Source organism: Variovorax sp. Root473 (assembly GCF_001426505.1).
Lineage (GTDB): Bacteria > Pseudomonadota > Gammaproteobacteria > Burkholderiales > Burkholderiaceae_C > Variovorax.
On sequence record NZ_LMEV01000019.1, the window covers coordinates 1 to 23,081 of the forward strand.

The following is a 23,081-nucleotide window of genomic DNA, read 5'->3' on the forward strand; positions in this document are numbered from 1 at the left end:
CTCGGCGAAGCGCTTGACGCCGAAGCTCACGGGATGGTCGGCGTTGTTCAGGTGGCCGAAGCGAATCACGCGCTCCTGCTGTGCCCACGACGGAGCGGTGAGGCCAGCGCACAGGCCGGCCACGGCAAGCATACGAAGAAGTTTCACGAAGAGTCCTCAGGCGGGAAGGAAGAAAAGGGGAAAGAAAAAAGGAAGGAGGAGAGGAAAAATGCAGGACGGTGGGGATCGTATTTTTATTGGAAAGAATTTCCATAATGGAAATCCCTTCCCCGAGTTCTGCTACGCTGGCGACCCACGAGCGGCGGGCCTCATGGCCCGCGTTGACGAGACGACACCCGGAGGACGAAATGAGCGGAATACTGGAACGCAGCTTCAAGGTGCTGGAACATCTGGCGGAGCATCCCGAGGGGTGCGCGCTGTCGACGCTGGCCAGCGAATTGCAGATCCCTTTGAGTGCATCGCACCGGCTGCTCGCGGAACTCATCCGCTGCGGCTACGTGCGGCAGGAGGCGCGCGACGGCCACTACGTGCTGACCATCAAGCTGGTGTCGATCAGCCTGTCGTTCCTCAGCCGCTCGGGCATCGTCGACATCGCGCAGCCGCTGCTCGACCAGCTGGCCTCGACCTCGGGGGAACTCGTGCGCCTGGCGGTGGTCGATGGCGAAGACCTGACCTTCGTCGCCAAGGCGCAGGGCGCCACGCACGGCCTGCGCTACGACCCCGACATGGGCCTGTCGGTGGCGCTCTCGTGCAGCGCGGCTGGGCATGCGTGGCTCTCGACCATGAGCGAGGACGACGCGATGGCGCTCGTCGCCAGGAAGGGGCTGGGCAAGCCCGAGGACTACGGCCCCAAGGCGCCCACGTCGCTCAAGGCCGTGATGGCTTTCGTGAAGGCGGCGCGCCAGCGCGGCTTCAGCATGATCAACGAGGTGTTCGCTCCCGCGATGACTGCCATGGCCGCGCCCGTGTTCGGCGCCGACGGCACGGCAATCGGGGTCGTCACCATCGCGGGCCCGTCGGTGCGGCTCACGCCGCAACGCATGGAAGCGCTCGGGCCGGCGCTGTGCCAGGCCGCCGAAGAGGTGGCGCGCGCCAGCGGGGCCTCGGCGCTGTTCAAGAAGAGGGCGTAGGCCCGGCCGGTTTCACCACCCCCCAAAAAGAGAAGGAGACATCACCATGAAGACGAAGCATTCGAAGCGCACCCTGCTGCTGGCCACCGTGGCGGCGACCCTCGCGTTCGCCGCTCCCGGCGCGTTCGCGCAGCTCAAGGAGCGCACCATCAAGTTCGCGTTCCAGAACCAGGCCGGCCATCCGCAGGCGCAGGGCGCGCAGAAGTTCGCCGACCTCGTGGCCGCGAAGTCGGGCGGCAAGATCACCGTGAAGCTGTTCCCCGGCGGAACGCTCGGCGGCGACCTGCAGACCGTGTCGGCGCTGCAGGGCGGCACGGTGGAGATGACCGTGCTCAACGCCGGCATCCTGTCGGCGCAGGTGAAGGAGTTCGCGGCCTACGACTTCCCGTTCCTCTTCAACAGCGGCAAGGAAGCCGACGTGGTCACCGATGGCCCCTTCGGCCAGAAGATGATGGCCAGACTCGAAGACAAGGCGCTGCACGGACTGGGCTACTGGGACCTGGGCTTTCGCAACCTGACGAACAGCAAGCGCCCGATCGTCAAGGCCGACGACATCGCCGGCCTGAAGATCCGCGTGATCCAGTCGCCGATCTACATCGACATGTTCGGCGCGCTGGGTGCCAATGCCACGCCGCTGCCGTTCCCCGAGCTGTACCCCGCACTCGACCAGAAGGCGGTCGACGGCCAGGAGAACCCGAACACGACCATCCTGTCGTCCAAGTTCGCGGAAGTGCAGAAGTACATCACCCAGACCCGCCACATCTACAACCCGCAGGCGCTGCTGATCAGCCGCAAGACCTGGGACGGCATGAGCGCCGACGAAAAGAAGATCGTCAACGAGGCCGCCGCCGAGGCCACCGTGTTCCAGCGCCAGGCCTCGCGCGGCGCCGCCGACAGCGCGCTCGACGCGCTCAAGAAGGCCGGCATGACCGTCTCCGAGCTGCCGCCCGAAGAGATGGCGAAGCTGCGCGCCAAGGTGAAGCCGGTGATCGACAAGTACACCGCGTCGGTCGGCGAGGCCACCGTCAAGGAGCTGATGGCTGAGATCGAGAAGGCGCGCAAGTAGTCGCAGAAGGCACGACTGGAGGCCGGGCGACAGGCGTGCGCCCGGCCCGTTTTGTTTCAAATTGGGGCGTCGTGGCGACCACCGCCTCAAACAACGCACCTTCCGAGGGCTTTGCGCCTCAATTTGGTTCTCCAATCCGGCAAAATGCAGGATTCGCATAAGGTTATGCACCGTTTTGGAAAACAGAGGATTGGAATGAAGCACGCATCCGCCGGGGGGTTCCTCGCACACGTCGCACAACGCAACCCCGGGCAGCCCGAGTACCTTCAGGCCGTGACCGAGGTCATGGAAAGCCTCTGGCCGTACATCGAAAAGCACCCCAAGTACACGAGCCACAGCTTGCTGGAGCGGCTGGTCGAGCCCGAGCGCGTGATCATGTTCCGCGTATCCTGGGTGGACGACCACGGCGAGGTGCAGGTCAACCGCGGTTTTCGCATCCAGCACAGCCTGGCCATCGGCCCCTACAAGGGCGGCATGCGCTTTCACCCCTCGGTGAACCTGTCGATCCTGAAATTCCTCGCCTTCGAGCAGACCTTCAAGAACGCGCTGACCACGCTGCCCATGGGCGGCGGCAAGGGCGGCGCCGACTTCGACCCCAAGGGCAAGAGCCAGGGCGAGGTGATGCGCTTCTGTCAGGCGCTGGTGACCGAGCTGTTCCGCCACGTGGGCTCCGACACCGACGTGCCGGCCGGCGACGTGGGCGTGGGCGGGCGCGAGGTCGGCTTCATGGCCGGCATGGTCAAGAAGCTCACCAACCGCGCCGACTGTGTGTTCACGGGCAAGGGCCTGAGCTTCGGCGGCTCGCTGATCCGCCCTGAAGCCACCGGCTACGGCAACGTCTACTTCGCGCAGGAAATGCTCAAGCGCAGGGGCCGCAGCTTCGACGGCCTGCGCGTGAGCGTCTCGGGCGCGGGCAACGTGGCGCAGTACACCATCGAAAAGGCCATGGCGCTGGGCGCCAAGGTGGTCACCGTGTCGGACTCGAGCGGCACCGTGGTCGACGAGGACGGCTTCACGCCTGAAAAACTCGCGGTGCTGATGGACGTGAAGAACCACCTCTATGGCCGCGTGAGCGACTACGCCGAGCGCACCGGCACCCGCTTCGTGGCTGGCGCGACGCCGTGGCACGTGCCGGTCGACGTGGCACTGCCCAGTGCCACGCAGAACGAGCTCAACGAGGAAGACGCGCGCACGCTGGTGAAGAACGGCGTGGTGTGCGTGGCCGAAGGCGCCAACATGCCCTCGACCATCGAGGCCGTGAAGGTGCTCGAAGGCCACGGCGTGCTGTATGCGCCGGGCAAGGCCAGCAACGCAGGGGGCGTGGCGACGTCGGGCCTGGAAATGAGCCAGAACGCGGCGCGCCTGTCATGGACGCGCGACGAGGTCGATGCGCGCCTGCTGCAGATCATGCAGGGCATCCACGAGTCGTGCCTGCACTACGGTTCGCGCGCCGACGGCAGCGTGAGCTATGTGGATGGCGCGAACATCGCCGGCTTCGTGCGCGTGGCCGACGCGATGCTGGCGCAGGGCGTGGTCTGAGCTGAGGGTTCAGGCCCGGGGCTCAGAGCTCGATGAACGAAGAGGTCGCCTTGTTCAGTGCGAGGCGGCCCTTCGCGGTGATCGATTCCACCTGGGCCAGCTGACGGATTGCGCGCTCGTCGGACGCGTGCTCCGACGGCGGAATGAAAGCAGTCACGAGCTCGGCGGCACGCAGCACGCGCAGCCGGTCGATGTCTGCGGGCGTGTGGAGGACGTATGGCAATTTCTGCTCGGCGATGGTCCGAAGAAATTCCATGGACATGGGGCGTCTCCTTGTCTTGATGGGCGGTTCGGACATTGTGCGCACAAACAATTAGCGCTGTCTAAACCCTGCGATGCGCATGCCTTTGTCGCGTGTACCGAAGTGTTCTTTTTGCAAGCGCAAACGGTGGCGGTGTGCCGGTTTGTTTCTGCCCGTGTCCGGCTACCGCAGGGCGGCTTGCATTGGCCATGCCGTGGTGTCGGGCCGCAGCAGGTGCCAGACCACCGGATCGATGCCGTCGAAGGTTGAGCGGTAGCGATCGGACAGCCGGTTCTCGTCGGTCACGTCGCGGATCACGATGCCGTCGATGCGTTGCGCATGCGCGCGGAACACCTGCGCATAGATCTCGGGATCGGCCTCGCCCGAGTCGCCCACGAGCACGAAACGGCGCTGCGGAAATTCGGCCAGCAGCCGCTCGATCATGCCGAGCTTGTGCGCGCGCGATTCTTCACCGCTGGGAATGAGCGTGCGCCACGTGGTGCTCTCGCGCAGGTGCATGCTGCCGGCGGGAAAGTCGGCGTCGCGAATGAAATCGGTGAGTGCGGGGTACAGCTGGATCGGGCTGCCCGAAAGGTAGTGAAAGCGCGTGCCCGGCACCTGCGCCAGCGCGCGGTAGTATGCCGCCATGCCCGGTGCGGCCTCGAAGCGGCGCGCGAAGGTGTTCAGCAGCATCTCGCGCCGGTCGCGCACCTGGGTGCGCTTGATGGTGTCGTCGATGTCCGAGATGACCGACACGCCCTGCGCGGGCACGATCTGCGCACGGCCGCGAAAGCGCGGCAGCAGCTCGCCCGGGCCGGTCACGCCGTGGAACGGCAGCCATTCCTGCGAGGCCGGGATGTGCGAGGCCTCGATGACCGCGCGCAGGTTGCTGCGGCCGTCGGCGCCCGTGGGTGGCATCGTGAGGCGCGTGGCCGACCCGTCGAAGACGACGTCGATCACCTTGTCTTCTTCCGACTCGGCATGGAACAGGGCGGTGCGCTGGCTGAAGCGCAATCGTGCGGCCGGCGAGAGTCTCTTCAGGCTCATGCCGAGGTAGCGCGCGAGCGCGGCGTCCAGGCCCCAACGCTGTTCGCGCTCGAACACCCAGGCATGCACATCGACTTCGATGCGGCCGTCGGCGGTCGGGCGCGCGGTGCCGGGCATGAAGAGCGCTTCTTCGTCCGGCTCCAGCGGACCGGCGGCGTGCAGGGCCTGAAGCGGCGCGAGGCCAGTGAGCAGCGCGGCACCGGCCAGCACGGTGCGCCGCGAGAGCAGCGGCACGGTGCCGGACGTGCGGCGCGGCGTTGTCATGCCGCGGCGCGCTCGTAGGTCACGAAGCTGAAGGGCAGGCCGTCCTTGGCCGAGACATGCGACTCGCGCTGCGTCTCGCGCCACACGGCGGCGTCGAGTTCCGGTGCGTGCGCATCGCCTTCGTAGTCGCGTGCGATTTCGGTGACCACGGCACGCTGGGCCAGCGGCTCGGCTTCGGCGTAGATCTGGGCGCCGCCGATCACCCAGACGTCGGGCAGCTTCAGCGCTTCGCACCATGCGATCGCCTCCTGCAGGCTGCCCGCACGCTGCGCGCCCTCGGCGGCCCAGTCGGCCTGCCGCGTGATCACGATGTTCTGACGGCCCGGCAACGGGCGAAAGCGCGGCGGCAGCGAATCCCAGGTCTTGCGCCCCATGATCACCGGCGCGCCCAACGTCTGCTGCTTGAAGTGCGCCATGTCCTCGGGCAGGTGCCAGGGAATGGTGTTGTTCACGCCGATCACGCCGTTGGCGGCACGCGCGAAGATCAGGTGGATGCGGGGCGCGGCGGTACTCATGGCGCTCACACCGCGACCGGTGCCTTGATCGGATCGCCGTGCTTGTAGTCGAGCACCTCGAAGTCTTCGTACTGGTAGTCGAAGATCGAGTCGGGCTTGCGCTTGATGTTCAGCGTGGGGTAGGGGAAGGGCGTGCGGCTGAGCTGCAGCTTCACCTGCTCGGCGTGGTTGCTGTAGATGTGGCAGTCGCCGCCGGTCCAGATGAAGTCGCCCACGTCGAGGTCGCACTGCTGCGCGACCATGTGCGTGAGGAGGGCGTAGCTGGCGATGTTGAAGGGCACGCCCAGGAAGATGTCGGCGCTGCGCTGGTAGAGCTGGCAACTCAGCTTGCCGCGCTCGCCCTCGGCCTGCGGCGGTGCCACGTAGAACTGGAAGAAGGCGTGGCAGGGCATGAGCGCCATCTTCGACAGCTCGGCCACGTTCCAGGCGCTCACGATGATGCGGCGCGAGTCGGGGTTGGTCTTCAGCGTCTTGATGACGTCGGAAATCTGGTCGATGTGGCCGCCGTCGGGCGTGGGCCAGCTGCGCCACTGCACGCCGTACACCGGGCCCAGGTCGCCGTCTTCGCGCGCCCATTCGTCCCAGATGGTGACGCCGCGTTCCTTGAGCCAGTTGTTGTTGCTCGAGCCGGTCAGGAACCACAGCAGTTCCTGGATGATGGATTTCAGGTGCACCTTCTTCGTGGTCACCAGCGGAAAGCCCTCGTTCAGGTCGAAGCGCATCTGGTGGCCGAAGACGCTCTTGGTGCCCGTGCCCGTGCGGTCGCTCTTGAACACGCCATGGGTGTCGACATGGCGCATGAAGTCTTCGTACTGGGCGCGGATGGGGCGGGTTGACGAGGTCATGTTGGGAATTTTACGGGGCCGCGCTAGCATCGGCCGATGACCGGCAATGACCACTCCCACGACCATTCCCACGACCACAGCGAACTCGGCGAGATGGACCTGCGCGTGCGCGCCCTGGAAAGCGTGCTCACCCAAAAGGGCTACATCGACCCCGCTGCGCTCGATGCGCTGATCGACACATACCAGACCCGCATCGGTCCGCGCAACGGCGCACGGGTGGTGGCGCGGGCGTGGGTCGACCCGACCTTCCATGACTGGCTGATGGCCGATGCGACGGCGGCGATCGCCTCGCTGGGCTACACCGGCCGCCAGGGCGAGCACATGGTGGCCGTGGCGAACACCGACGACCAGCACCACATGGTCGTCTGCACCCTGTGCAGCTGCTACCCGTGGCCCGTGCTCGGCCTGCCGCCCACCTGGTACAAGAGCGCGCCGTACCGCTCGCGCGCCGTGAAAGATCCGCGCGGCGTGCTGGCCGATTTCGGCACGACGTTGCCCGAGACCACGCGCATCCGCGTCTGGGACTCGACCGCCGAGGTGCGCTACCTCGTGATCCCGCAGCGCCCGGCCGGCACCGAGGGCTGGAGCGAGGATGAACTGGCCGCGCTGGTGTCGCGCGATTCGATGATCGGCACGCGGGTGGTCGAAGTCCCCTCGGCAAGGAGCGGCGCATGACCTACACCACACACGCCGACCTCGGCGGCCAACCCGGTTTCGGCCCCGTCGCGCCCGAGCCCGAGGGCGAGCTGTTCCACGCCGATTGGGAGCCGCGCGCGCTGGCGCTCACGCTGGCCATGGGCGCGACCGGCTCCTGGAACATCGATGCGAGCCGTGCCGTGCGCGAGACGCTGCCGAACTACCGCGACCTGAGCTACTACCAGATCTGGTTCGGCGCGCTGGAGCAGCTCATGCTGCAGCGCGGCCAGGTCTTCGCGGACGAGCTCGCGTCCGGCCAGATGCAGCACCCCGCTGCGCCAGTCGCCCGCGTGCTGCAGGCCGCGAACGTGCCCGCCGTGCTCGCCAAGGGCTCCGCCACCGAACGCCCCGCATCGGCGCCCGCACGCTTCGCGGTCGGCCAGGCCGTGCGCATGCACCTGGGCCGCGTCGAGCACCACACGCGCCTGCCGGACTATGTGCAGGGCAGGCGCGGCACGATCGAGCACATCCACGGCGCGCACGTGTTCGCCGATGCAAACGCGCAGGGTCTGGGCGAGCAGCCGCAATGGCTCTACACCGTGGTCTTCGACGAAGCCGAACTGTGGGGCGACGACGCGCCGCGCCAGAACCTCGCGGTGTCGGTCGATGCGTGGGAAAGTTACCTGGAGCCGGCGGCATGAAGGTGAACGACATGCCGCCGCTCGCAATCGCCCCAGGCATGCCGCGCGACGCCGACGGGCCGGTGTTCAGGCAGCCGTGGGAGGCGCAGGCCTTCGCGATGACGCTGGCGCTGCACGAGCGCGGGCTGTTCAGCTGGGTCGAATGGGCCGAGGCGCTGGCCGCCCAGATCAGCGCCGCGCAGGCCGCGGGCGACCCCGACACGGGCGACACCTACTACCGGCACTGGCTCGCCGCGCTCGAAAGCCTCGTGGCGCGCAAGGGTGCGAGTTCGGGCGACGAGCTGGCCCGCTACCGCCATGCCTGGGACCACGCGGCGGAGCGCACGCCACACGGGCAGCCGATCGAGCTGCGCGGCGACGACTTTCCGGGCTAGACCCGGATCACGCGCCCCGGGTTGAGGATGTTCTTCGGATCGAGCCCGCGCTTGATCGCCCGCATCATCTCCAGCGCCACCGGCGACTTGTGCTTCTCGAGCTTGTCGACCTTGAGCGAGCCCACGCCATGCTCGGCCGAGAACGAGCCGCCGAACTGCTCGACCGCGTCGTAGACCAGCGTGTTGATGCGTTCTTCCTCGTTCTTCAAAAAGGCCTTGGTGTCGATGTTCTCGGGCGCCTGCACGTTGTAGTGCAGGTTGCCATCGCCCAGGTGGCCGAAGTTCACGAGCCGCACGCCGGCGATCTCGCGCTTGAGCAGCGCGTCGGTGGCTTCCACGAAGGCCGGGATGCGCGACACGGGGATCGAGATGTCGTGCTTGATGTTCAGGCCTTCCTCGGCCTGCGCGAGCGGAATGCTCTCGCGGATGTGCCAGAGCTGGTGCGCCTGCGTGAGGTTTTCGGCCACGACCGCGTCGGTCACGCAGCCGTCTTCGAAGGCGGTTTCGAGCAGCGCCTCGAAGCGCGCGCGGGCATGGTCTTCGGACTCGCTGTCGGAATTCTCGAGCAGCACGCAGTAGGGCACGGCGTCGTCCTTGATGAAGGGCACGCGCAGCTGCGGCATGTGCTTGTCGACCAGGCTCAGCGCGAACTTGCCCATCACCTCGAAGCCCGTGAGGCCCGAGCCCAGGTGCTTGTGCGCCAGGCCCAGCAGCGTGACCGCGTGGTCGAGCGAAGGCACTGCCGCCCAGGCCGTGAGCTGCGCGGCGGGCAGCGGGTACAGCTTCATGGTTGCGGCGGTGATGACGCCCAGCGTGCCTTCGCTGCCGACGATCAGGTCGCGCAGGTCGTAGCCCGTGTTGTCCTTGCGCAGGCCGCTCGTGCCTTCCCAGATCTCGCCCTGCGGCGTGACCACTTCCAGGCCCAGGCACAGGTCGCGCGTGTTGCCGTAGCGCACGACCTGCGTGCCGCCCGCGTTGGTGGCGAGGTTGCCGCCGATGGTGCAGCTGCCTTCGGCCGCCAGGCTCAGCGGGAACAGGTAGCCGGCTTTCTCGGCCGTCTCCTGCAGCGTCTGCAGGATGCAGCCGGCCTCGACGGTCATCGTGAGGTTGGCGGCGTCGATGTTGCGGATGGCGTTCAGGCGCTGCAGGCTCAGCACCACCTGCGTGCCGCTGTCGTCGGGAATGGAGCCGACCGCCAGGCCGGTGTTGCCGCCCTGCGGAATGACGGCCGTGCCGGCCGCGGCGCAGGCCTTGACCACGTCAGCCACCTGCTGCGCGTTGGCCGGGCGCACCACGGCGAGCGACTTGCCGCGCGCGCGCTTGCGCCAGTCCTGCTCGTAGGCCGCGAGGTCGCCCTCGGTCAGCACGTGCGTGGCGCCGACGATGGCGCGCAGTTGGTCGAGGAGGGAAGAAGAGGTGGTCATTGGGCGGAAGCCTCCAGGGGACGGGCAGCGGCGGCCTTGGCGTGGCGCAGGCGAAGGCGCACATGCCACGCGCAGGCCGCGAAGAGCACGAGGCACAGCAGCACCTCGACGAGCGCAAGGATTTGTCCCACGCCGTTGGTGTCGCTCCACGCGCGCACCACGCCTTCGGTGAAGTAGAGCCAGATCATCAGGCTGACCCAGCGGTAGGTGTACATGCGGTTCTTGTAGAGCCCCGCGAGCGGAATGACCAGCGGCAGCACCTTGAGCGCGAGCAGCGAGCCGCCCGGGCGCAGCGGCGCCAGCCACAGCTCCCAGGCCAGGCCCAGCACGATCAGGCCGACGAGGCTGCCCACGGCGGCCCATCGGGTGGCGCGGACGGAAGAGGGCGGGAGTGGGGTGTCGGACACGGTGGCGGCGAAAGAGGAAGAGGGGGCGCACCGGGGTGTGGAGCGCCTCTGGAAAGAGCGGATGGCATGATACCGGGCATGAATCGTCGGCAGCTTTGGAGGGATCTTTCGCGCTTTCCTTGGCGCAACACCGCAGCAGTGCTGGGCGAGCGTTTCCGCGAAGACCGCCTCGGCCTCACGGCCAGCAGCCTGACCTTCACCACGACCATCGCCATGGTGCCGTTCTTCACGGTGGCACTGGCCCTGTTCACCGTGTTCCCGATGTTCGCCACCATGCAGGGCCGCCTGCAGCGCTGGCTGATCGAGAGCCTGATTCCCGACAACATCGCGCGCCAGGTGCTGGGCTACCTGAACCAGTTCGCGAGCAAGGCCAGCGGCCTCGGCATCGCGGGCCTGGTGGTGCTGCTGATCACCGCCATCGCGCTGATCCTCACCATCGACAAGACGCTCAACAACATCTGGCGCGTGCGCACGCCGCGGCCGTTGGCGCAGCGGGTGCTCATTTACTGGGCGACCATCACGCTCGGGCCGCTGATCCTCGCGGTGAGCCTGTCGACCACCTCGTATGTGTTCGCGGCCTCGCGCGATGTGGTGGGCGGCACCATCGTCAAGCTGGTCTTCGACACCTTCGAATTCGTGCTGCTCGCGGCCGGCATGGCCGCGCTGTACCACTACGTGCCGAACACGACGGTGCGCTGGTCGCACGCCTGGGCCGGCGGCATCTTCGTGGCGACCGCCATCGAGATCGCCAAGCGCGTGCTCGGCTATTACCTGAGCCTCGTGCCGACCTACTCGGTGCTGTACGGCGCCTTCGCCACATTTCCGATCCTGCTCGTGTGGATCTACGTGGCGTGGGTGATCGTGCTGCTGGGTGCCGTCATCGCGGCCTACCTGCCGAGCCTGCTGATGGGCGTGGCGCGCCGGGGCGGCGTGGCGGGCTGGCCGATGCAGCTCGCGATGGAAGTGCTGCAGCACCTGGCGCGCGCGCAGGCCACAGCGGCCAAGGGCCTGGGTGCGGGCGAACTGCTGGTGCGCATGCGGGTCGACGGCCTGCAACTGGTGCCGGTGATCGACACGCTGGTGCGGCTCGACTGGATCGCGCCGCTGGCCGAGGAGCCTGCCAACGAGGACCCGCGCTATGTGCTGCTGGCCGACCCGTCGACGCCCATCGAGCCGCTGCTGCGCGAGCTGCTCATGCCGCGCGCTGAACCGCTCGAAGACCTGTGGCAGAAGGGACCGCTGCACACGCTGCGGCTGGGCGATGTGCTGTTGATCTAACCGCCGTTCAAGGAAAGAAAGCGGGCTGCAAGTCGATTGGGGTGAGGTCTGCTCGCAAATCGATTGACCGATTGGCCATTCATTTATCTTGAGAGCAATTGACCTCTTTTGAGGTTGCCTCATTTCACCCTGTCGTCGCTATTCTTCAACGAGCCAGTGATCCCGGGGCATGTGTCTTCGGTTCACTGGCGCCGCTCAGAAGAACAGGGAGCTTCGCTCCCTCCCAGGGAGAACAATGTCAAAAAATGGCCTGCCGCATCCGTCGCGGCGACCGGCGCCTGCGCGTCGAAATCCGGGGGAACCCTTTCGCGTTCTGTTGCTTTGCGCGGCCCTGACGGCCGGCCTCGGCGACGTCGCTCGCGCGGACCCGCCAGCGCCCGCACCGACTTCTGCGCCGGGCGGTGGCACGGCTGTTGAGCCTCCCGCGGTGGCGTTGCCGGCAACCGTTGCCAGCGCGGCTTCGCTGCGATGCGTGATCGATGTCTATGGCGACAGCATCGTGGCCGGCGCGGATCTTGAGGTTCGGCCGCTCACCATCCTGATGCGCAAGTACCCGGGCCTTACGCTCGTCGATCACGCCGTTCCGGCGATGCAATTGACGGATCTGGCTGCTCGCTTTGAGGCCTCTCCGCGAACGGGGCGTTGGGTCGTCATAGAAAACGGGGTCATCGATGCATGGCGCAACGTTCAGGCTGCCGTGTTCGTGCAGACCTTGCAGCGCATGATCGAGCGCGTGCGCGCCGAGGGACGCGAACCAGTCCTCACAGGGTTCTCGCGTCAGGTGGTAGCGTCGTCACTCCATATCCACAAGCAACAGCTGTTGCGACGCGACCAGTACGACTTGCTGGTGCATCGGCTTGCGCAGACCATGAAGGTGCCGTTCGTCGACTGGGGTGCTGTGCGTTTCGATGGCGCCCGCGATCTGACGGACGGCGTTCATCCCGGTCCAGCCTACAGCCAGCGACTCCACGACCGGCTGGGCGCCGCATTGAGCGCCCTGACCGGCTGCAAATAGCGGTTGCGGGTCGCGGACCTCGGCCTAGATCTTGACCTTGCCCGCCCAGATGTCCCGGTACATCGCCCAGTCGCCCATGAAGGAGTACAGCGGGCGCTTGAACGAGGCCGGCCTGTTCTTCTCGAAGCCGAAATGCCCGACCCAGGCGAAGCCGTAGCCCGCCACGAGCCCGGCGAGCAGCCACCACGGATTCAGGGTGACCACCAGGGCCACGAAGCACAGCAGCGAGATCGTCGAACCCGCGAAATGCAGCCGCCGGCAGGTAACGTTGGCGTGCTCCGTCAGGTAGAACGGATAGAACTCGGCAAAGCTCGTGAAGTGGCGCGGATCGACCGCGTCCGGCGTGGTGGGGGTGGAGGTGTTCATCGTGGGTCTCCTGCGCCCCGCAGGGGCTTTGTTGATAATAGCCACGACCCCGCGGACGCACCACCCGGGTTCGCCATCCCACCTTCACCGTGTCCACCTTGAGCGCTGTTCCCGCCGTCCCCGTCGCTTCTTCTGCCGATGCCAACCCGTTGTGGGTCGTCTGCCTGTGCGCCGAATGGTGCGGCACCTGTCGCGACTACCGGCCGCTGCTGGCCGAGCTGGCGAAGGCGCATCCGCAGTTCCGCTTCGCCTGGGTCGACATCGAGGACCACGCCGAGATTGCCGACGCCTTCGACGTCGAGACCTTCCCGACCCTGCTGGTGGCGGGCGCCGACGGCACGCGCTTTCTGGGGCCGCTGCTGCCGCACATCGAGACCCTGTCGCGCCTGCTCGGCGCGCTGCAGCCGCCGCAACCTTCCAGCCTCGACGTCGACCTGCTGCTGGCCGTGCTCGAGAAAAAGCCCGCGGCCTTCGCGGTCTGACTCCTTCGGAGCTTTCCTCCCATGAACATCCTGATCTTTGGCGCCACCGGCATGGTGGGGCAGGGCGTGCTGCGCGAGTGCCTGCTGGCGCCCGACGTGGAACGCGTGGTGGCCGTGGGGCGCAGCGCCACCGGGCAGCAGCATCCCAAGCTGCAGGACCTCGTGCACAAAGACATGTTCGACTACCGCGCCATCGAGTCGCAGCTGACAGGTTTCGATGCCTGCTTCTTCTGCCTGGGCGTGTCGTCGGTGGGCATGAAGGAGCCCGAGTACAAGCGCATCACGTACGACCTGACGATGGCGGCCGCCACCGTGCTGGCGCGGCTCAACCCGGGCATGACCTTCACCTACGTGACCGGCGCCGGCACCGACAGCAGCGAGCGCGGCGAACGCATGTGGGCGCGCGTGAAGGGCGCGACCGAGAACGCGCTGATGCGCCTGCCGTTTCGCGCGTCCTACATGTTCCGGCCCGGGATGATCCAGCCGCTGCACGGCGTGCGTTCGAAGACGCCGCTGTACCAGGCCGCCATCGTCGTGCTCAAGCCCGTGCTTGGGCTGGCCCACCGCTGGTGGCCCGACCGCGTGACCACCACCGAGAAGATGGGCCGGGCGATGCTCGCGGTGGCGCGCAAGGGCGCGCGCAAGGTGCTGCTCGATCCGGCGGACATCAACGCGCTGGGCAGCTGAAACACCGCCCTGCGTTCTTTCAGCCCGCGACGAAGTCGCGCAGCGCGAACAGCACCTCGTCCGGCGCCTCGCTCATCAGCGCGTGGCCGGCGTGCACCGTCATCACCTTGGCGTTGCGCGCCTTGCCCACCAGCGCCTTGGTGGCGCGCGGCGGTGTCATCTGGTCGGAATCGCCCAGCAGGAACAGCACCGGACACTGCACCTTCTCCATCGCCGCCTCACCGTTCGCATAGTCGTTGCAGGCCTTGAAGCCGATGTGGAACACGTTCGCCTCGCGGTTGCTCGCCAGCACGCGGCGCATCAGCGCGCGCGAGCTGCCGTACAGCCAGGTGCCCGGGCCGAGCGACGAAGGCGGCGGTGCCAGCAGCGAGTGCGAGAAGGTGTTGACCATGGCGATGGCGCGCTGCGGATCGCTCACCGAGCTTTCGAGCAGCGCGGGCGACACCACCATCGGGTAGGCCGTGCCGACCATCGCGAGCTGCGTGATGCGCTCGGGCGCGCGCGCCGCGGCTTCGAGCGCGATCAGCGAGCCGAAGCTGTGGCCGACCAGCGCGGCCTTCTGCACGCCCGCCGCGTCGAGCAGCGCAATGACGAACTGCGCCGCGTCTTCCACGCTGGCGGGCGGCGTGCCAGCGCTCTTGCAGTGGCCCGGCAGGTCGACTGCCAGCACGTTCCAGCCGTGGTTGGCGAACCAGCGGCTCTGCAAAATCCACACGCTGTGGTCGTTGAGCACGCCATGGATGAAAACGACCGTGGGCTTGGCCGCATCGAGGGGCTTGCCGGCGGTGTAGCAGTAGGTGTCGTGGCCGTTGACGGTGTAGTTCATCTCAGGCACCCGCCTTTTCCGCCGCCTTGAGTGCGCGCTTGAGGTCGTCGATCAGGTCGACCGGGTCTTCCAGGCCGATCGACAGGCGGATCGTGCCCTGCGAAATGCCCGCGCCTGCAAGCGCCTCGTCGGTCATGCGGAAGTGCGTGGTGCTCGCCGGGTGGATCACAAGGCTGCGGCAGTCGCCCACGTTGGCCAGGTGGCTGAACAGCTTGAGCGCCTCGATGAAGGCCTTGCCCTGCGCGCGGCTGCCCTTGATGTCGAAGCTGAACACGGCGCCGGCCCCGCGCGCGCCATGGCGCAGCAGCTTTTGCGCGAGCGCGTGGCTGGGGTGCGATTCGATCAGCGGATGCCCCACGCGTGACACGAAGGGATGGCTGGCCAGGAACTCGACCACCTTCTGTGTGTTGTCGATGTGGCGTTCCATGCGCAGCGGCAGCGTCTCGATGCCCTGCAGGATGAGCCACGCCGTGTGCGGGCTCATCGAGGCGCCGAAGTCGCGCAGGCCTTCGCGGCGTGCGCGCAGCAGGAAGGCGCCGACGGTGCTTTCCTCGCTGAACACCATGTTGTGGAAGCCGTCGTAGGCCTGCGTGAGCTCGGCGAACTTGCCCGACTTCTCCCAGTCGAAGCTGCCGCCGTCGACCACCACGCCGCCGATGACGGTGCCGTGGCCCGACAGGAACTTGGTGGCCGAGTGGTAGACCAGGTCGGCACCCCAGTCGAAGGGTTTGATGAGGTAAGGGGAGGTGAGCGTGGAGTCGACCAAGAGCGGCACGCCGGCTTCGTGCGCGATGTCGCTCACGGCGGGGATGTCGAGCACATCGAGGCCCGGATTGCCCACGGTTTCGCCGAAGAACAGCTTGGTCTCGGGCCGCACCGCCGCGCGCCAGCCATCGAGGTCGCCGGGCTTCACGAAGGTGGTCTCGATGCCGAAGCGGCGCATCGTGTAGTGCAGCAGGTTCTGCGAGCCGCCGTACAGGGCCGTGCTGGCGACGATGTGCGAGCCCGCGCCCATCAGCGTGGCCACCGACAGGTGCAGCGCCGCCTGGCCGCTGGCCGTGGCGATGGCGCCGATGCCGCCTTCGAGCGCCGACACGCGCTGCTCCAGCACCGCGTTGGTCGGGTTGCTGATGCGCGAATACACGTGGCCCGCGCGCTCCAGGTTGAACAGCGCGGCCGCGTGGTCGCTGGATTCGAAGACGAACGATGTCGTCAGGTGGATCGGGACAGCCCGTGCACCGGTGGCGGGGTCAGGGGCGGCGCCGGCATGCAGCGCGAGGGTGTCGAAACCGGGGTCGGAATAACCGGGCATGAGGGCCTTTCTGCTTTCTGTTGTCTCTTCGCAATGCCCCGTTACGCCTGCAATGCATGCACAGGCGACAGGGGCGTTCAGGTCGGCGTTGATTGTGGGCTATATTCAAATCGGCACGACGCCGAGAACGACGAATCCCCGAGAGGAGCACCACCATGAAAGTCAGCGACATTCTTCGCGTCAAGGGCAACACGCTCTTCACCATCACGCCCGACGACCCGCTGGCGGAAGCCGCCCAGACCATGGCGGACAAGGACATCGGCTCGCTGGTGGTCATGGAGCACGGCGACCTGGTCGGCATGCTCACGTTCCGTGAAGTGATCGTGGCCATCGTCAACAACGGCGGCCAGGTCGGGACCACGCTGGTGCGCAAGGCCATGGACGACGCGCCGGTCACCTGCACGCTCGAAACCGACCTCGACGAAATTCGCCGCATCATGCTGGAGCGCCACGCGCGCTACATGCCCGTGATGGACAAGCGCATGCTCATGGGCGTGATCAGTTTCTACGACGTGGCCAAGGCCGTGGTCGACGCGCAGAACTTCGAGAACAAGATGCTCAAGGCCTACATCCGCGACTGGCCGGAAGACGAGAGCAACGAAAAGGCCGGCTGAGCCTTTTCAGCCAGTCACCGACCGACTCTGCGTCGGCCCTCTTCAAGCGAACACCACGGAACCGGCTTTGCCGGGCCGTAGGTGTTGCCCCCGGTAGGGGGTTGGCGAAGCGACACGAAGTGCGCGCAGCCTGGGGGCGAGTCAGTCACCCGAGTCAGTCACTTTTGATGTTGGCGGTCGCGACGATCTTTTGATTGCGCGCGTACTCGGCCTGCACGAACTTCCTGAACGCCTCCGGCGTCCCGCTGCCCGGCAATGCGCCTTGCTCCGCCAGCTTGGCGCGCACGCCTTCTTCCTGCAGCACCGCATTCAGTTCCTGGTTGAGCCGGGCCACCACGGCCGGCGGCGTCTTGGCGGGCGCGAAGATGCCGGTCCAGCTCACCATGTCGTAGCCCTTGAGGCCGGGCATCTCGTTGAAGGTCGGCACCTGCGCGAGCGCCGGCAGGCGCTGGCTGCCGGTGATGCCCAGGGCCTTCAGGCGCTTGCCGTTCACGTGCGGGATGGCGCTGGTGCTCACCAGCATCGCGAGGTCGACCTGGTCGCCGATCACGTCGGTGGCGATCTGCGCGCCGCCGCGGTAGGGCACGTGGGTCACGAAGATGCCGCTGCGCTCCTTGAGCAGTTCCATCGCCAGTTGCAGCACGGTGCCCACGCCCGAGGTGGCGTAGTTGTAGTGGCCGGGCTGGGCCTTGGCGAGCTTCACGAAGTCGGCGTAGCTGCGCACATCGAGGCCGGGGCGCGCCACCAGCACCATCGGCGCGGTGTTGAGCAGGCCGACGGGCGCCAGGTCTTTCAGCGGATCGAAGCGGAAAGCCGAGGGGTTGACCAGCCGGCCGATGGCGATGGCGCTGTCGGGCCCGACCACCAGCGTGTAGCCGTCGGGTGCCGCGTTCACGGCCTTGGCCACGCCGATGGCACCGCCGGCGCCGCTCACGTTCTCGATCACGACCGACTGCTTGAGCCGCTCGCTCAGGCGCTGCGCCACGAGCCGCGCATTCACGTCCACGCTGCCGCCGGCCGTGTAGGGCACGATCAGCGTGAGGGGCTTGGCGGCAGGCCAGGCCTGTTGCGCGAGGGCGCCCATGGGCAGGGCGGCGCAGAGTGCGGCGGCAAGGATCAGGTGGCGGTTCGTGGTCATGGCGGGGTTCATCCGGGGAAGGGTGTGGCGGAAGGCGTGGGTTCGGGAACGGTCAGGCGGGCGCGCAGCGCGTCGAAGGCGCTGCTCCATTCGGCGCGCCACTGGCGGCGCTGCGTGTCGTCGATCCACGCGCCGTCCAGGCCGTTGTGCATGAAGCCGCGCAGGTCGTCCAGGCCGAAGCCGAAGTCGCGCGCCATCATCAGCCAGGCGCCCGTGGGCGTGACCTGGTGCAGCGTCGGGTCGTCGGTGTTCGGATGGATGCGCAGGCCCAGGCCGGGCATGCGGCGGATGGGGTGGTCCAGCGCCCAGCGCTCGGGCGGCAGCGTGCGCAGGTAGTAGGAGTTGGTCGGCACCACGGTGAAGATCACGCCGCGCTCGGCGCACTGGCGCGCGAAGTCGGGCTGGTCGACCACCGTGTAGCCGTGGTCGATGCGGTCGACCTGCAGCAGCTCCAGCGCGGTGCGCACATTGGTCCAGGGCATGCCGAACTCGCCGGCGTGCGCGGTGGTCTTGAGGCCGGCCTTCTTGGCCTCGGCGTAGGCGCGGGCGAAGAGCTCGGGCGGCCGGTCGTTCTCGCGGTAGTCGATGCCGATGCCGATCACTTCGTCGCAGCGGTGGGCCTTGACCCACTCGACCATTTCCACGGCCGCTTCGGCGCTGGCCTCGCGGTCGATGGCGGCGATGAGCCGGCCGGTGATGCCGAACGCCTGCTGCGCATCGTGGATCGCGCGGACGATGGCGCCTTGCGCGAGCGGGTACGCGATGCCCGAGCCGTGCACCGTGCCGGTCGGGTTCCAGAAGAACTCGGCGTAGCGCACGTGGTGCGAGGCCGCGTCCTGCAGGTATTCGAGGGTGAGCTGGTAGAGGTCGTCGGCGCTGCGCACCAGCTGGGCGTCGAGCGCGCGCAGCACGCGCAGCACGCCCACGGGCTTTTCACCGCGCGTGTAGAAACCGTCGATTTCCGCGTCGGCCAGGGGCGCATTGGCGCGCCGGTTGAGCTGGCGGAAGGTGTCGTGGCGCACGGTGCCGAAGAGGTGGCAGTGCAGTTCCACCTTCGGAATCGCGCGCAGCATCGCTTCGAGCGTGAAAGGAGCGGCGGCGGGCGCAGGCGCGGCAAGGGTCATGCGGCGCAGTCTAGGCAGTGCGTGCTCATAAGGAAAATTTTGAATTTCTATAATTTGATTCATTGAATCGATAACCAGGACGCCCATGGCCGCCTTGCCCCTGCGTGCGCTCACGCTGCGCCAGCTGCAGTGTTTCTCGGTGCTGGTCGAGGAAGGGCATTTCGGTCGTGCGGCGCGCCGGCTCGCCATCACGCAGCCGGCGCTGAGCAACGCGATCAAGCAGATGGAAAAGCTGCTCGGCGCCGAGCTGCTGACCCGCTCCACCCACCGGCTCGAACTCACGCCCGTCGGCGCCGAGGTGCTGGCGCGCACCGATTTCCTGGTCCACACCTTCGAGGTGGCGCTGCGCGACATCGAGAGCACGGTGCAGCGCGGACGTGCCTATGTGCGCGTGGGCGTGATCCCTTCGGCCAGCGCGCGCGTCGCGACGGCGGCGGCCGGCTTTTTGCAGCAGCGCGGCGAGGTGGAACTGGCCTGGCGCGACGCGCCCTCCACGGTGCTGCTGGCCGAGCTGCGCAGCGGCCAGCTCGACATGGCCGTGGCCGCGATCACCGAGCCGCCGGGCGGACTGGCGTGCATCGACCTGTTCCGCGATCCGCTGGTGCTGGTGGTGCGGCGCGACCATGCGCTGGCGGCGGCGCGCGATGTGCGGTGGGAAGCCATCGGCAGCGAGCGCCTCGTGCTGTTCGAAAGCGGCAGCATGCCGGCGCTGGGCGATCCGGCGCGGGCCCAGTTCGCGCAGGGTGCGCAGCCGTACCGCGTGAGCTATTCCGAAACGCTCTACGCGCTGGTGCGCAGCGGGCAGGCGCTGGGGCTGATGCCGCAGCTGTACACCTCGTCGCTGCGCGACCCCGAGCTGGCCGTGGTGCCGCTGTCGGCGCCGCGCATCGAGCGGCGCGTGGTGCTGGCCTACCTGCCGGGGCCGATGCGCAATGTCGCGGCGCAGGAACTCATCGGGTTCCTGCGCGAGCGGCTGCCGCAGGCTTAGGCGGTCCCCACATCGCCATGCGCGTTTCGCTGCTGAAACGCTCGAACGTCCAGCCGGCGCCGAGCATGAACATGCGCGTGTGCAGCTGCGACAGCGTGTCGTCGTCCACTTCGTCGCCGAGGTAGCTCAGCCGTTTCTCGCGCAGGTCGACGAAGCCTGTCGTGTAGTCACGCCCCAGACGCAGCCACAGCGCATGCGCGCCCGGCGACTGGCGCGCGCCGCTCATCAGGCACATGCCGCTGCCCAGCGCCCAGCGGTACACCGCCGTGGCCAGCCCGCGCCGCTGATAAGCGGCGTCGTACTGCGAATGCGGTGCGCGCAGGTGGCGGTCGGCGCGGCGGTCGAGTTCGATCAGGCGGTTGAACACGGTGTAGCCGACCAGGCGCTGTTGGCGCACGTCTTCGATGTACACGTAGGTCTCGCCGTCGGCCTCGCGAAAGCGTGCGTGCAGGTCGGGGTCGTCCAGGCGCAGCGCGGGCAGGTCCTGCACGCGGTCGCCCATGGCGCGCATGCGCTCGTACACCGGCGTCAGCGGCTCGCTCGGGCGGCCCTTCTTCGGATCGACGTCGATGCGCAGTTCGGCCGGCCGCAGCAGGCGGCGGCTCAGCGCATCGAACGACAGCCATGCGGGCCAGGGCGGCAGGGCGGGTGAAGGCGAAAAAGAGACGACAGGGGAGAGGGCAAGAGCCACCACGGGGAAATCCTCACGACGAAACACGACGACGAAGCGGGCGAGGCTCTTCCGCGCGGCACGGGGCCGGAGGCGGGAAGAAAGTCGGACGCTGGGGAAGTGGTGCGTCGCCCGGGCCGATCGATCAATGGATCAGGGCCAGGGCGCGCGACCGCGCGGGGCGGGTGCCCGACGGTCGATGTGCGCTGAAGAAAAAAGGAGGCTGACCGCCGGGCTCAGGGATGTGCGAGGGTCTGCTGCGACCTCGCCGTCATTGCGGCGGGCGCGCGCACGCGCGCATCGCCCGGGGCCGCGCAGGCCGCCGTGCGATCGAAGCCGGCAATGAAAACCATGACGTTCATAGGGCCGATTGTAGGAAGCAAAGGGGCATCCAGGCCATCAAAGCCCCCGCGCGCTTTGCCAGATTGGGTTGCGTTCAGTGCAGCGCTTCAGGGGCTCGCGGGCGGCAGGCCGAGCGTGTCTTGTCTCAGCCGTCGTTCGATGCTTTGCGCGGCCTGTTGCAGGTCGCCCAGATGCGCCGACACGATCTCGCGCTCGCTCTTCACTGTCGGCAGCCATGCGCAGCTGAGGCAACCCACCACCCGATCGCCGAGTCGCACCGGCACCGACACCGCGCCAAAGCGGTCGGGCGAATCGAGGCTGGTGGACGTGGGGTCGCGCGCGGCGTAGCCCTGGTCGCGTGCGTGCGCCACCATGCGGCGGATGCTGTCGGGGCGCCGCGCGCCGCGGTCGAAGTCGTTGGGTGAACGCGCCAGTGCTGCAACGATTTCTCGCCGTTCGTCTTCGGGGCAGAACGCGAGGTAGCAACGCCCGAGCGACGACAGCAGCATGGGCGGGCGAAAGCCCAGCGCGCGGTAGTTCACCGCGAGGCCGTTGCGCGGCCGGTCGGTGTCGAGGATCAGCATCGCCGTGCCGTCGCGCACGCCGAGGTCGATCGGCCACGGCACCAGCCGCTGCAGCGTGGCGCGCGGCGATGCCGCCAGCGCCGTGAGCCGCGTACGCCACGCCGCCGCGGCGCCCGACTGGCCGGTGGCCGAAGTGGGCACGTAGCGCTTCTCCAGCTCGTTGCGTTCCACCCAGCCGGCCTGCTGCAGCGTCTTCAGGATGCGCAGCAGCGTGGCCTTCGACATGCCGGTCTGCCGGTGCAGCTCCTGCAGCGTGACGGCCGACGAACGCTGGATGGCCAGCATCACGTCGAGCCCGCGACGCAGCGCGTCGATCGACTTCACGCTGTGCGCGCCGGTGGTGTCTGACATGCCGCCTCCGAAGAAAAAAAGTTCACTCAGTGAAACTATATCTTCTGGTCGCGCGATGGCATTCCTACAGTCCGACGACACCTAAACGTCGTCCCACAGAGAAGGAAATTGCCATGATGTTTCACCACCGAAACGTGGTCCGTGCCGCTGCAGGAGCCATTCTTTTGCTATGTGCCGCAACGGCGGCCCTGGCGCAGTCGTGGCCCGCGAAGCCGATCACCATCGTCGTCGCCTACCCGGCCGGCGGCGACACCGACGCCATCGCGCGCGCCTACGCCGAGAAGCTCGCGCAGCGCGTCGGGCAGCCGGTGCTCATCGACAACCGGCCCGGCGCGAGCGGCATGATCGGCAACGCCTGGGTCGCGAAGGCGCCGGCCGATGGCTACACGCTGCTCTTCACGCCGAGCACCTTTCCCATCGCGCAGCATGTGCTCAAGGCCGGCCCCGGCGTGGCGCACGACGTGGTGAAAGACTTCACCCCGATCGTGAAGACCGGCAACATCCCGGTGCTGATGGTCACGGCGCCTGCGAGCGGCATCCAGAACGTGGCGCAACTCGTCGCCGGCGCCAGGGCCGGCAAGGCCTTCACCTACGGCACGCCGGGCGCGGGCTCGCCGATGCACATCGCGGGCGAGCTGTTCAACAAGGATGCCGGCATTGCCGTCGCGCATGCGCCGTACCGCGGCGTGGCGCCGGTGGTCAACGACACGCTGGGCGGCCATGTGAGCGTGGGCTGGATCACGCCGGGCGCGGTGGCAGGCCACATCGCCGCCGGCAAGCTCGTGCCGCTCGCAGTGGCCGAACGCCAGCGCACGAAGCTCATGCCCAGCGTGCCCACGTTTCTCGAGCTGGGCTACCGCGACATGGACGTGAGCGCCTGGATGGGCCTGCTCGGGCCGAAGGCGATGCCGGCCGAGGTCGTGCAGACGCTCAACCGCCACTTCAACGAGATCCTGAAGATGCCCGACGTGCAGGCGCGCATGGCCGCGCTCGGCATCGAACCCGTGGGCGGCGCGCCGGCCGTGCTGGCGCAGCAGATCAGCGACGACGACCAGCGCTTCGGCAAGCTGGTGCGCGAGTTCGGTATCCGCGCCGATTGACCCCATAAAAGGAGA

Annotated in this window: 27 protein-coding genes; 13 read left to right on the top strand and 14 right to left on the bottom strand. The window is 67.7% G+C overall.

The features are described 5' to 3' along the window. Positions 1-347: 347 nt before the first annotated feature. The 3 genes from ASD34_RS23060 (at position 348) to gdhA (ending at position 3,735) form a co-directional block, all read left to right on the top strand. Entirely contained in the window at positions 348-1,130 is a 783-nt protein-coding gene (locus tag ASD34_RS23060) for an IclR family transcriptional regulator (protein WP_056582814.1), read from the top strand. A 46-nt stretch (positions 1,131-1,176) separates the two neighbouring features. Then, on the top strand, positions 1,177-2,196 hold the full coding sequence (locus tag ASD34_RS23065) for a TRAP transporter substrate-binding protein (RefSeq protein ID WP_056582816.1): 1,020 nt from the start codon (positions 1,177-1,179) through the stop codon (positions 2,194-2,196). A 195-nt stretch (positions 2,197-2,391) separates the two neighbouring features. Further along, the gene (gene gdhA / locus ASD34_RS23070) at positions 2,392-3,735 is read left to right on the top strand and encodes an NADP-specific glutamate dehydrogenase (RefSeq protein WP_056582818.1); all 1,344 of its coding nucleotides are present in this window, start codon (positions 2,392-2,394) and stop codon (positions 3,733-3,735) included. Between the two features lie 22 nt (positions 3,736-3,757). Here gdhA and ASD34_RS23075 read toward each other — a convergent pair whose 3' ends face one another. The 4 genes from ASD34_RS23075 to ASD34_RS23090 all read right to left on the bottom strand — a co-directional run bounded on the left by ASD34_RS23075 (position 3,758) and on the right by ASD34_RS23090 (position 6,647). Beyond that, complete coding sequence (locus ASD34_RS23075; protein ID WP_056582820.1) at positions 3,758-3,997, bottom strand: hypothetical protein; 240 nt, start codon at positions 3,995-3,997, stop codon at positions 3,758-3,760. A 162-nt stretch (positions 3,998-4,159) separates the two neighbouring features. Beyond that, entirely contained in the window at positions 4,160-5,287 is a 1,128-nt protein-coding gene (locus ASD34_RS23080) for a phosphatidate phosphatase App1 family protein (RefSeq protein WP_056582823.1), read from the bottom strand. Continuing rightward, positions 5,284-5,802 carry a dihydrofolate reductase gene (locus tag ASD34_RS23085; protein WP_200937638.1) on the bottom strand — a complete coding sequence of 173 codons (519 nt, stop codon included), beginning with the start codon at positions 5,800-5,802 and terminating at the stop codon, positions 5,284-5,286. Before ASD34_RS23085 ends, ASD34_RS23080 begins: the two co-directional genes overlap by 4 nt. Positions 5,803-5,807: 5 nt before the next feature. Further along, on the bottom strand, positions 5,808-6,647 hold the full coding sequence (locus ASD34_RS23090; RefSeq protein ID WP_056582827.1) for a thymidylate synthase: 840 nt from the start codon (positions 6,645-6,647) through the stop codon (positions 5,808-5,810). Between the two features lie 36 nt (positions 6,648-6,683). On the opposite strand from ASD34_RS23090, the gene nthA reads away from it, so the two are divergent. The 3 genes from nthA to ASD34_RS23105 are packed head-to-tail and all read left to right on the top strand — an operon-like array spanning position 6,684 to position 8,358. Further along, complete coding sequence (nthA, locus tag ASD34_RS23095) at positions 6,684-7,322, top strand: nitrile hydratase subunit alpha (protein ID WP_056582829.1); 639 nt, start codon at positions 6,684-6,686, stop codon at positions 7,320-7,322. After that, positions 7,319-7,984, top strand: a complete 666-nt coding sequence (gene nthB / locus ASD34_RS23100; protein WP_056582831.1) for a nitrile hydratase subunit beta — start codon at positions 7,319-7,321, stop codon at positions 7,982-7,984. Before nthA ends, nthB begins: the two co-directional genes overlap by 4 nt. Beyond that, a complete protein-coding gene (locus ASD34_RS23105) occupies positions 7,981-8,358 on the top strand; it encodes a nitrile hydratase accessory protein (protein WP_056582833.1) in 378 nt (125 codons plus the stop codon). Before nthB ends, ASD34_RS23105 begins: the two co-directional genes overlap by 4 nt. On the opposite strand, the gene ASD34_RS23110 is transcribed toward ASD34_RS23105, so the two are convergent. Next, positions 8,355-9,782 (bottom strand): FAD-binding oxidoreductase, encoded by a 1,428-nt coding sequence (locus tag ASD34_RS23110; RefSeq protein WP_056582836.1) that lies wholly within the window; start codon positions 9,780-9,782, stop codon positions 8,355-8,357. The genes ASD34_RS23105 and ASD34_RS23110 overlap by 4 nt on opposite strands. Further along, complete coding sequence (locus tag ASD34_RS23115; RefSeq protein ID WP_056582838.1) at positions 9,779-10,189, bottom strand: DUF2069 domain-containing protein; 411 nt, start codon at positions 10,187-10,189, stop codon at positions 9,779-9,781. The genes ASD34_RS23110 and ASD34_RS23115 overlap by 4 nt, the downstream gene beginning before the upstream one ends. 66 nt (positions 10,190-10,255) lie before the next feature. Between ASD34_RS23115 and ASD34_RS23120 the strand changes: the two genes are divergently transcribed. Both ASD34_RS23120 and ASD34_RS23125 read left to right on the top strand, forming a co-directional pair. Beyond that, on the top strand, positions 10,256-11,467 hold the full coding sequence (locus ASD34_RS23120) for a YihY family inner membrane protein (protein ID WP_056582839.1): 1,212 nt from the start codon (positions 10,256-10,258) through the stop codon (positions 11,465-11,467). A 427-nt stretch (positions 11,468-11,894) separates the two neighbouring features. Then, a complete protein-coding gene (locus ASD34_RS23125; RefSeq protein WP_056582841.1) occupies positions 11,895-12,482 on the top strand; it encodes an SGNH/GDSL hydrolase family protein in 588 nt (195 codons plus the stop codon). Between the two features lie 24 nt (positions 12,483-12,506). Here ASD34_RS23125 and ASD34_RS23130 read toward each other — a convergent pair whose 3' ends face one another. After that, positions 12,507-12,848, bottom strand: a complete 342-nt coding sequence (locus ASD34_RS23130) for a DUF962 domain-containing protein (RefSeq protein ID WP_056582843.1) — start codon at positions 12,846-12,848, stop codon at positions 12,507-12,509. A gap of 98 nt (positions 12,849-12,946) precedes the next feature. Between ASD34_RS23130 and ASD34_RS23135 the strand changes: the two genes are divergently transcribed. Together ASD34_RS23135 and ASD34_RS23140 are read left to right on the top strand one after the other, a co-directional pair. Continuing rightward, a complete protein-coding gene (locus ASD34_RS23135; RefSeq protein ID WP_056583435.1) occupies positions 12,947-13,330 on the top strand; it encodes a thioredoxin family protein in 384 nt (127 codons plus the stop codon). A 21-nt stretch (positions 13,331-13,351) separates the two neighbouring features. Then, the gene (locus tag ASD34_RS23140) at positions 13,352-14,017 is read left to right on the top strand and encodes an NAD-dependent epimerase/dehydratase family protein (protein ID WP_056582845.1); all 666 of its coding nucleotides are present in this window, start codon (positions 13,352-13,354) and stop codon (positions 14,015-14,017) included. 19 nt (positions 14,018-14,036) lie between these two features. Here ASD34_RS23140 and ASD34_RS23145 read toward each other — a convergent pair whose 3' ends face one another. Further along, positions 14,037-14,843, bottom strand: a complete 807-nt coding sequence (locus ASD34_RS23145; protein ID WP_056582847.1) for an alpha/beta fold hydrolase — start codon at positions 14,841-14,843, stop codon at positions 14,037-14,039. 1 nt (position 14,844) lies between these two features. After that, a complete protein-coding gene (locus ASD34_RS23150) occupies positions 14,845-16,155 on the bottom strand; it encodes an O-acetylhomoserine aminocarboxypropyltransferase (protein WP_056582849.1) in 1,311 nt (436 codons plus the stop codon). A 155-nt stretch (positions 16,156-16,310) separates the two neighbouring features. On the opposite strand from ASD34_RS23150, the gene ASD34_RS23155 reads away from it, so the two are divergent. Then, the gene (locus ASD34_RS23155) at positions 16,311-16,769 is read left to right on the top strand and encodes a CBS domain-containing protein (protein WP_056582851.1); all 459 of its coding nucleotides are present in this window, start codon (positions 16,311-16,313) and stop codon (positions 16,767-16,769) included. Positions 16,770-16,923: 154 nt separating this feature from the next. Here the strand turns inward: ASD34_RS23155 and ASD34_RS23160 are convergent, their stop codons facing one another. Beyond that, complete coding sequence (locus ASD34_RS23160; RefSeq protein ID WP_056582854.1) at positions 16,924-17,907, bottom strand: Bug family tripartite tricarboxylate transporter substrate binding protein; 984 nt, start codon at positions 17,905-17,907, stop codon at positions 16,924-16,926. 8 nt (positions 17,908-17,915) lie between these two features. Continuing rightward, complete coding sequence (locus ASD34_RS23165; RefSeq protein WP_235510219.1) at positions 17,916-19,031, bottom strand: adenosine deaminase family protein; 1,116 nt, start codon at positions 19,029-19,031, stop codon at positions 17,916-17,918. An 85-nt stretch (positions 19,032-19,116) separates the two neighbouring features. Between ASD34_RS23165 and ASD34_RS23170 the strand changes: the two genes are divergently transcribed. After that, complete coding sequence (locus ASD34_RS23170) at positions 19,117-20,019, top strand: LysR family transcriptional regulator (protein WP_056582858.1); 903 nt, start codon at positions 19,117-19,119, stop codon at positions 20,017-20,019. Here the strand turns inward: ASD34_RS23170 and ASD34_RS23175 are convergent. From ASD34_RS23175 to ASD34_RS23180, 3 genes are all read right to left on the bottom strand, one after another. Beyond that, the gene (locus tag ASD34_RS23175; RefSeq protein ID WP_235510220.1) at positions 19,982-20,713 is read right to left on the bottom strand and encodes an N-acetyltransferase; all 732 of its coding nucleotides are present in this window, start codon (positions 20,711-20,713) and stop codon (positions 19,982-19,984) included. The two genes, ASD34_RS23170 and ASD34_RS23175, sit on opposite strands and share 38 nt — an antisense overlap. Before the next feature lie 212 nt (positions 20,714-20,925). After that, positions 20,926-21,051 carry a hypothetical protein gene (locus tag ASD34_RS28510; protein WP_257214726.1) on the bottom strand — a complete coding sequence of 42 codons (126 nt, stop codon included), beginning with the start codon at positions 21,049-21,051 and terminating at the stop codon, positions 20,926-20,928. A gap of 87 nt (positions 21,052-21,138) precedes the next feature. Beyond that, positions 21,139-21,966, bottom strand: coding sequence for a helix-turn-helix domain-containing protein (locus ASD34_RS23180; protein WP_056582859.1), 828 nt, complete (start codon positions 21,964-21,966; stop codon positions 21,139-21,141). A 113-nt stretch (positions 21,967-22,079) separates the two neighbouring features. On the opposite strand from ASD34_RS23180, the gene ASD34_RS23185 reads away from it, so the two are divergent. After that, a complete protein-coding gene (locus ASD34_RS23185; protein ID WP_056582860.1) occupies positions 22,080-23,066 on the top strand; it encodes a Bug family tripartite tricarboxylate transporter substrate binding protein in 987 nt (328 codons plus the stop codon). Positions 23,067-23,081: the final 15 nt, after the last annotated feature.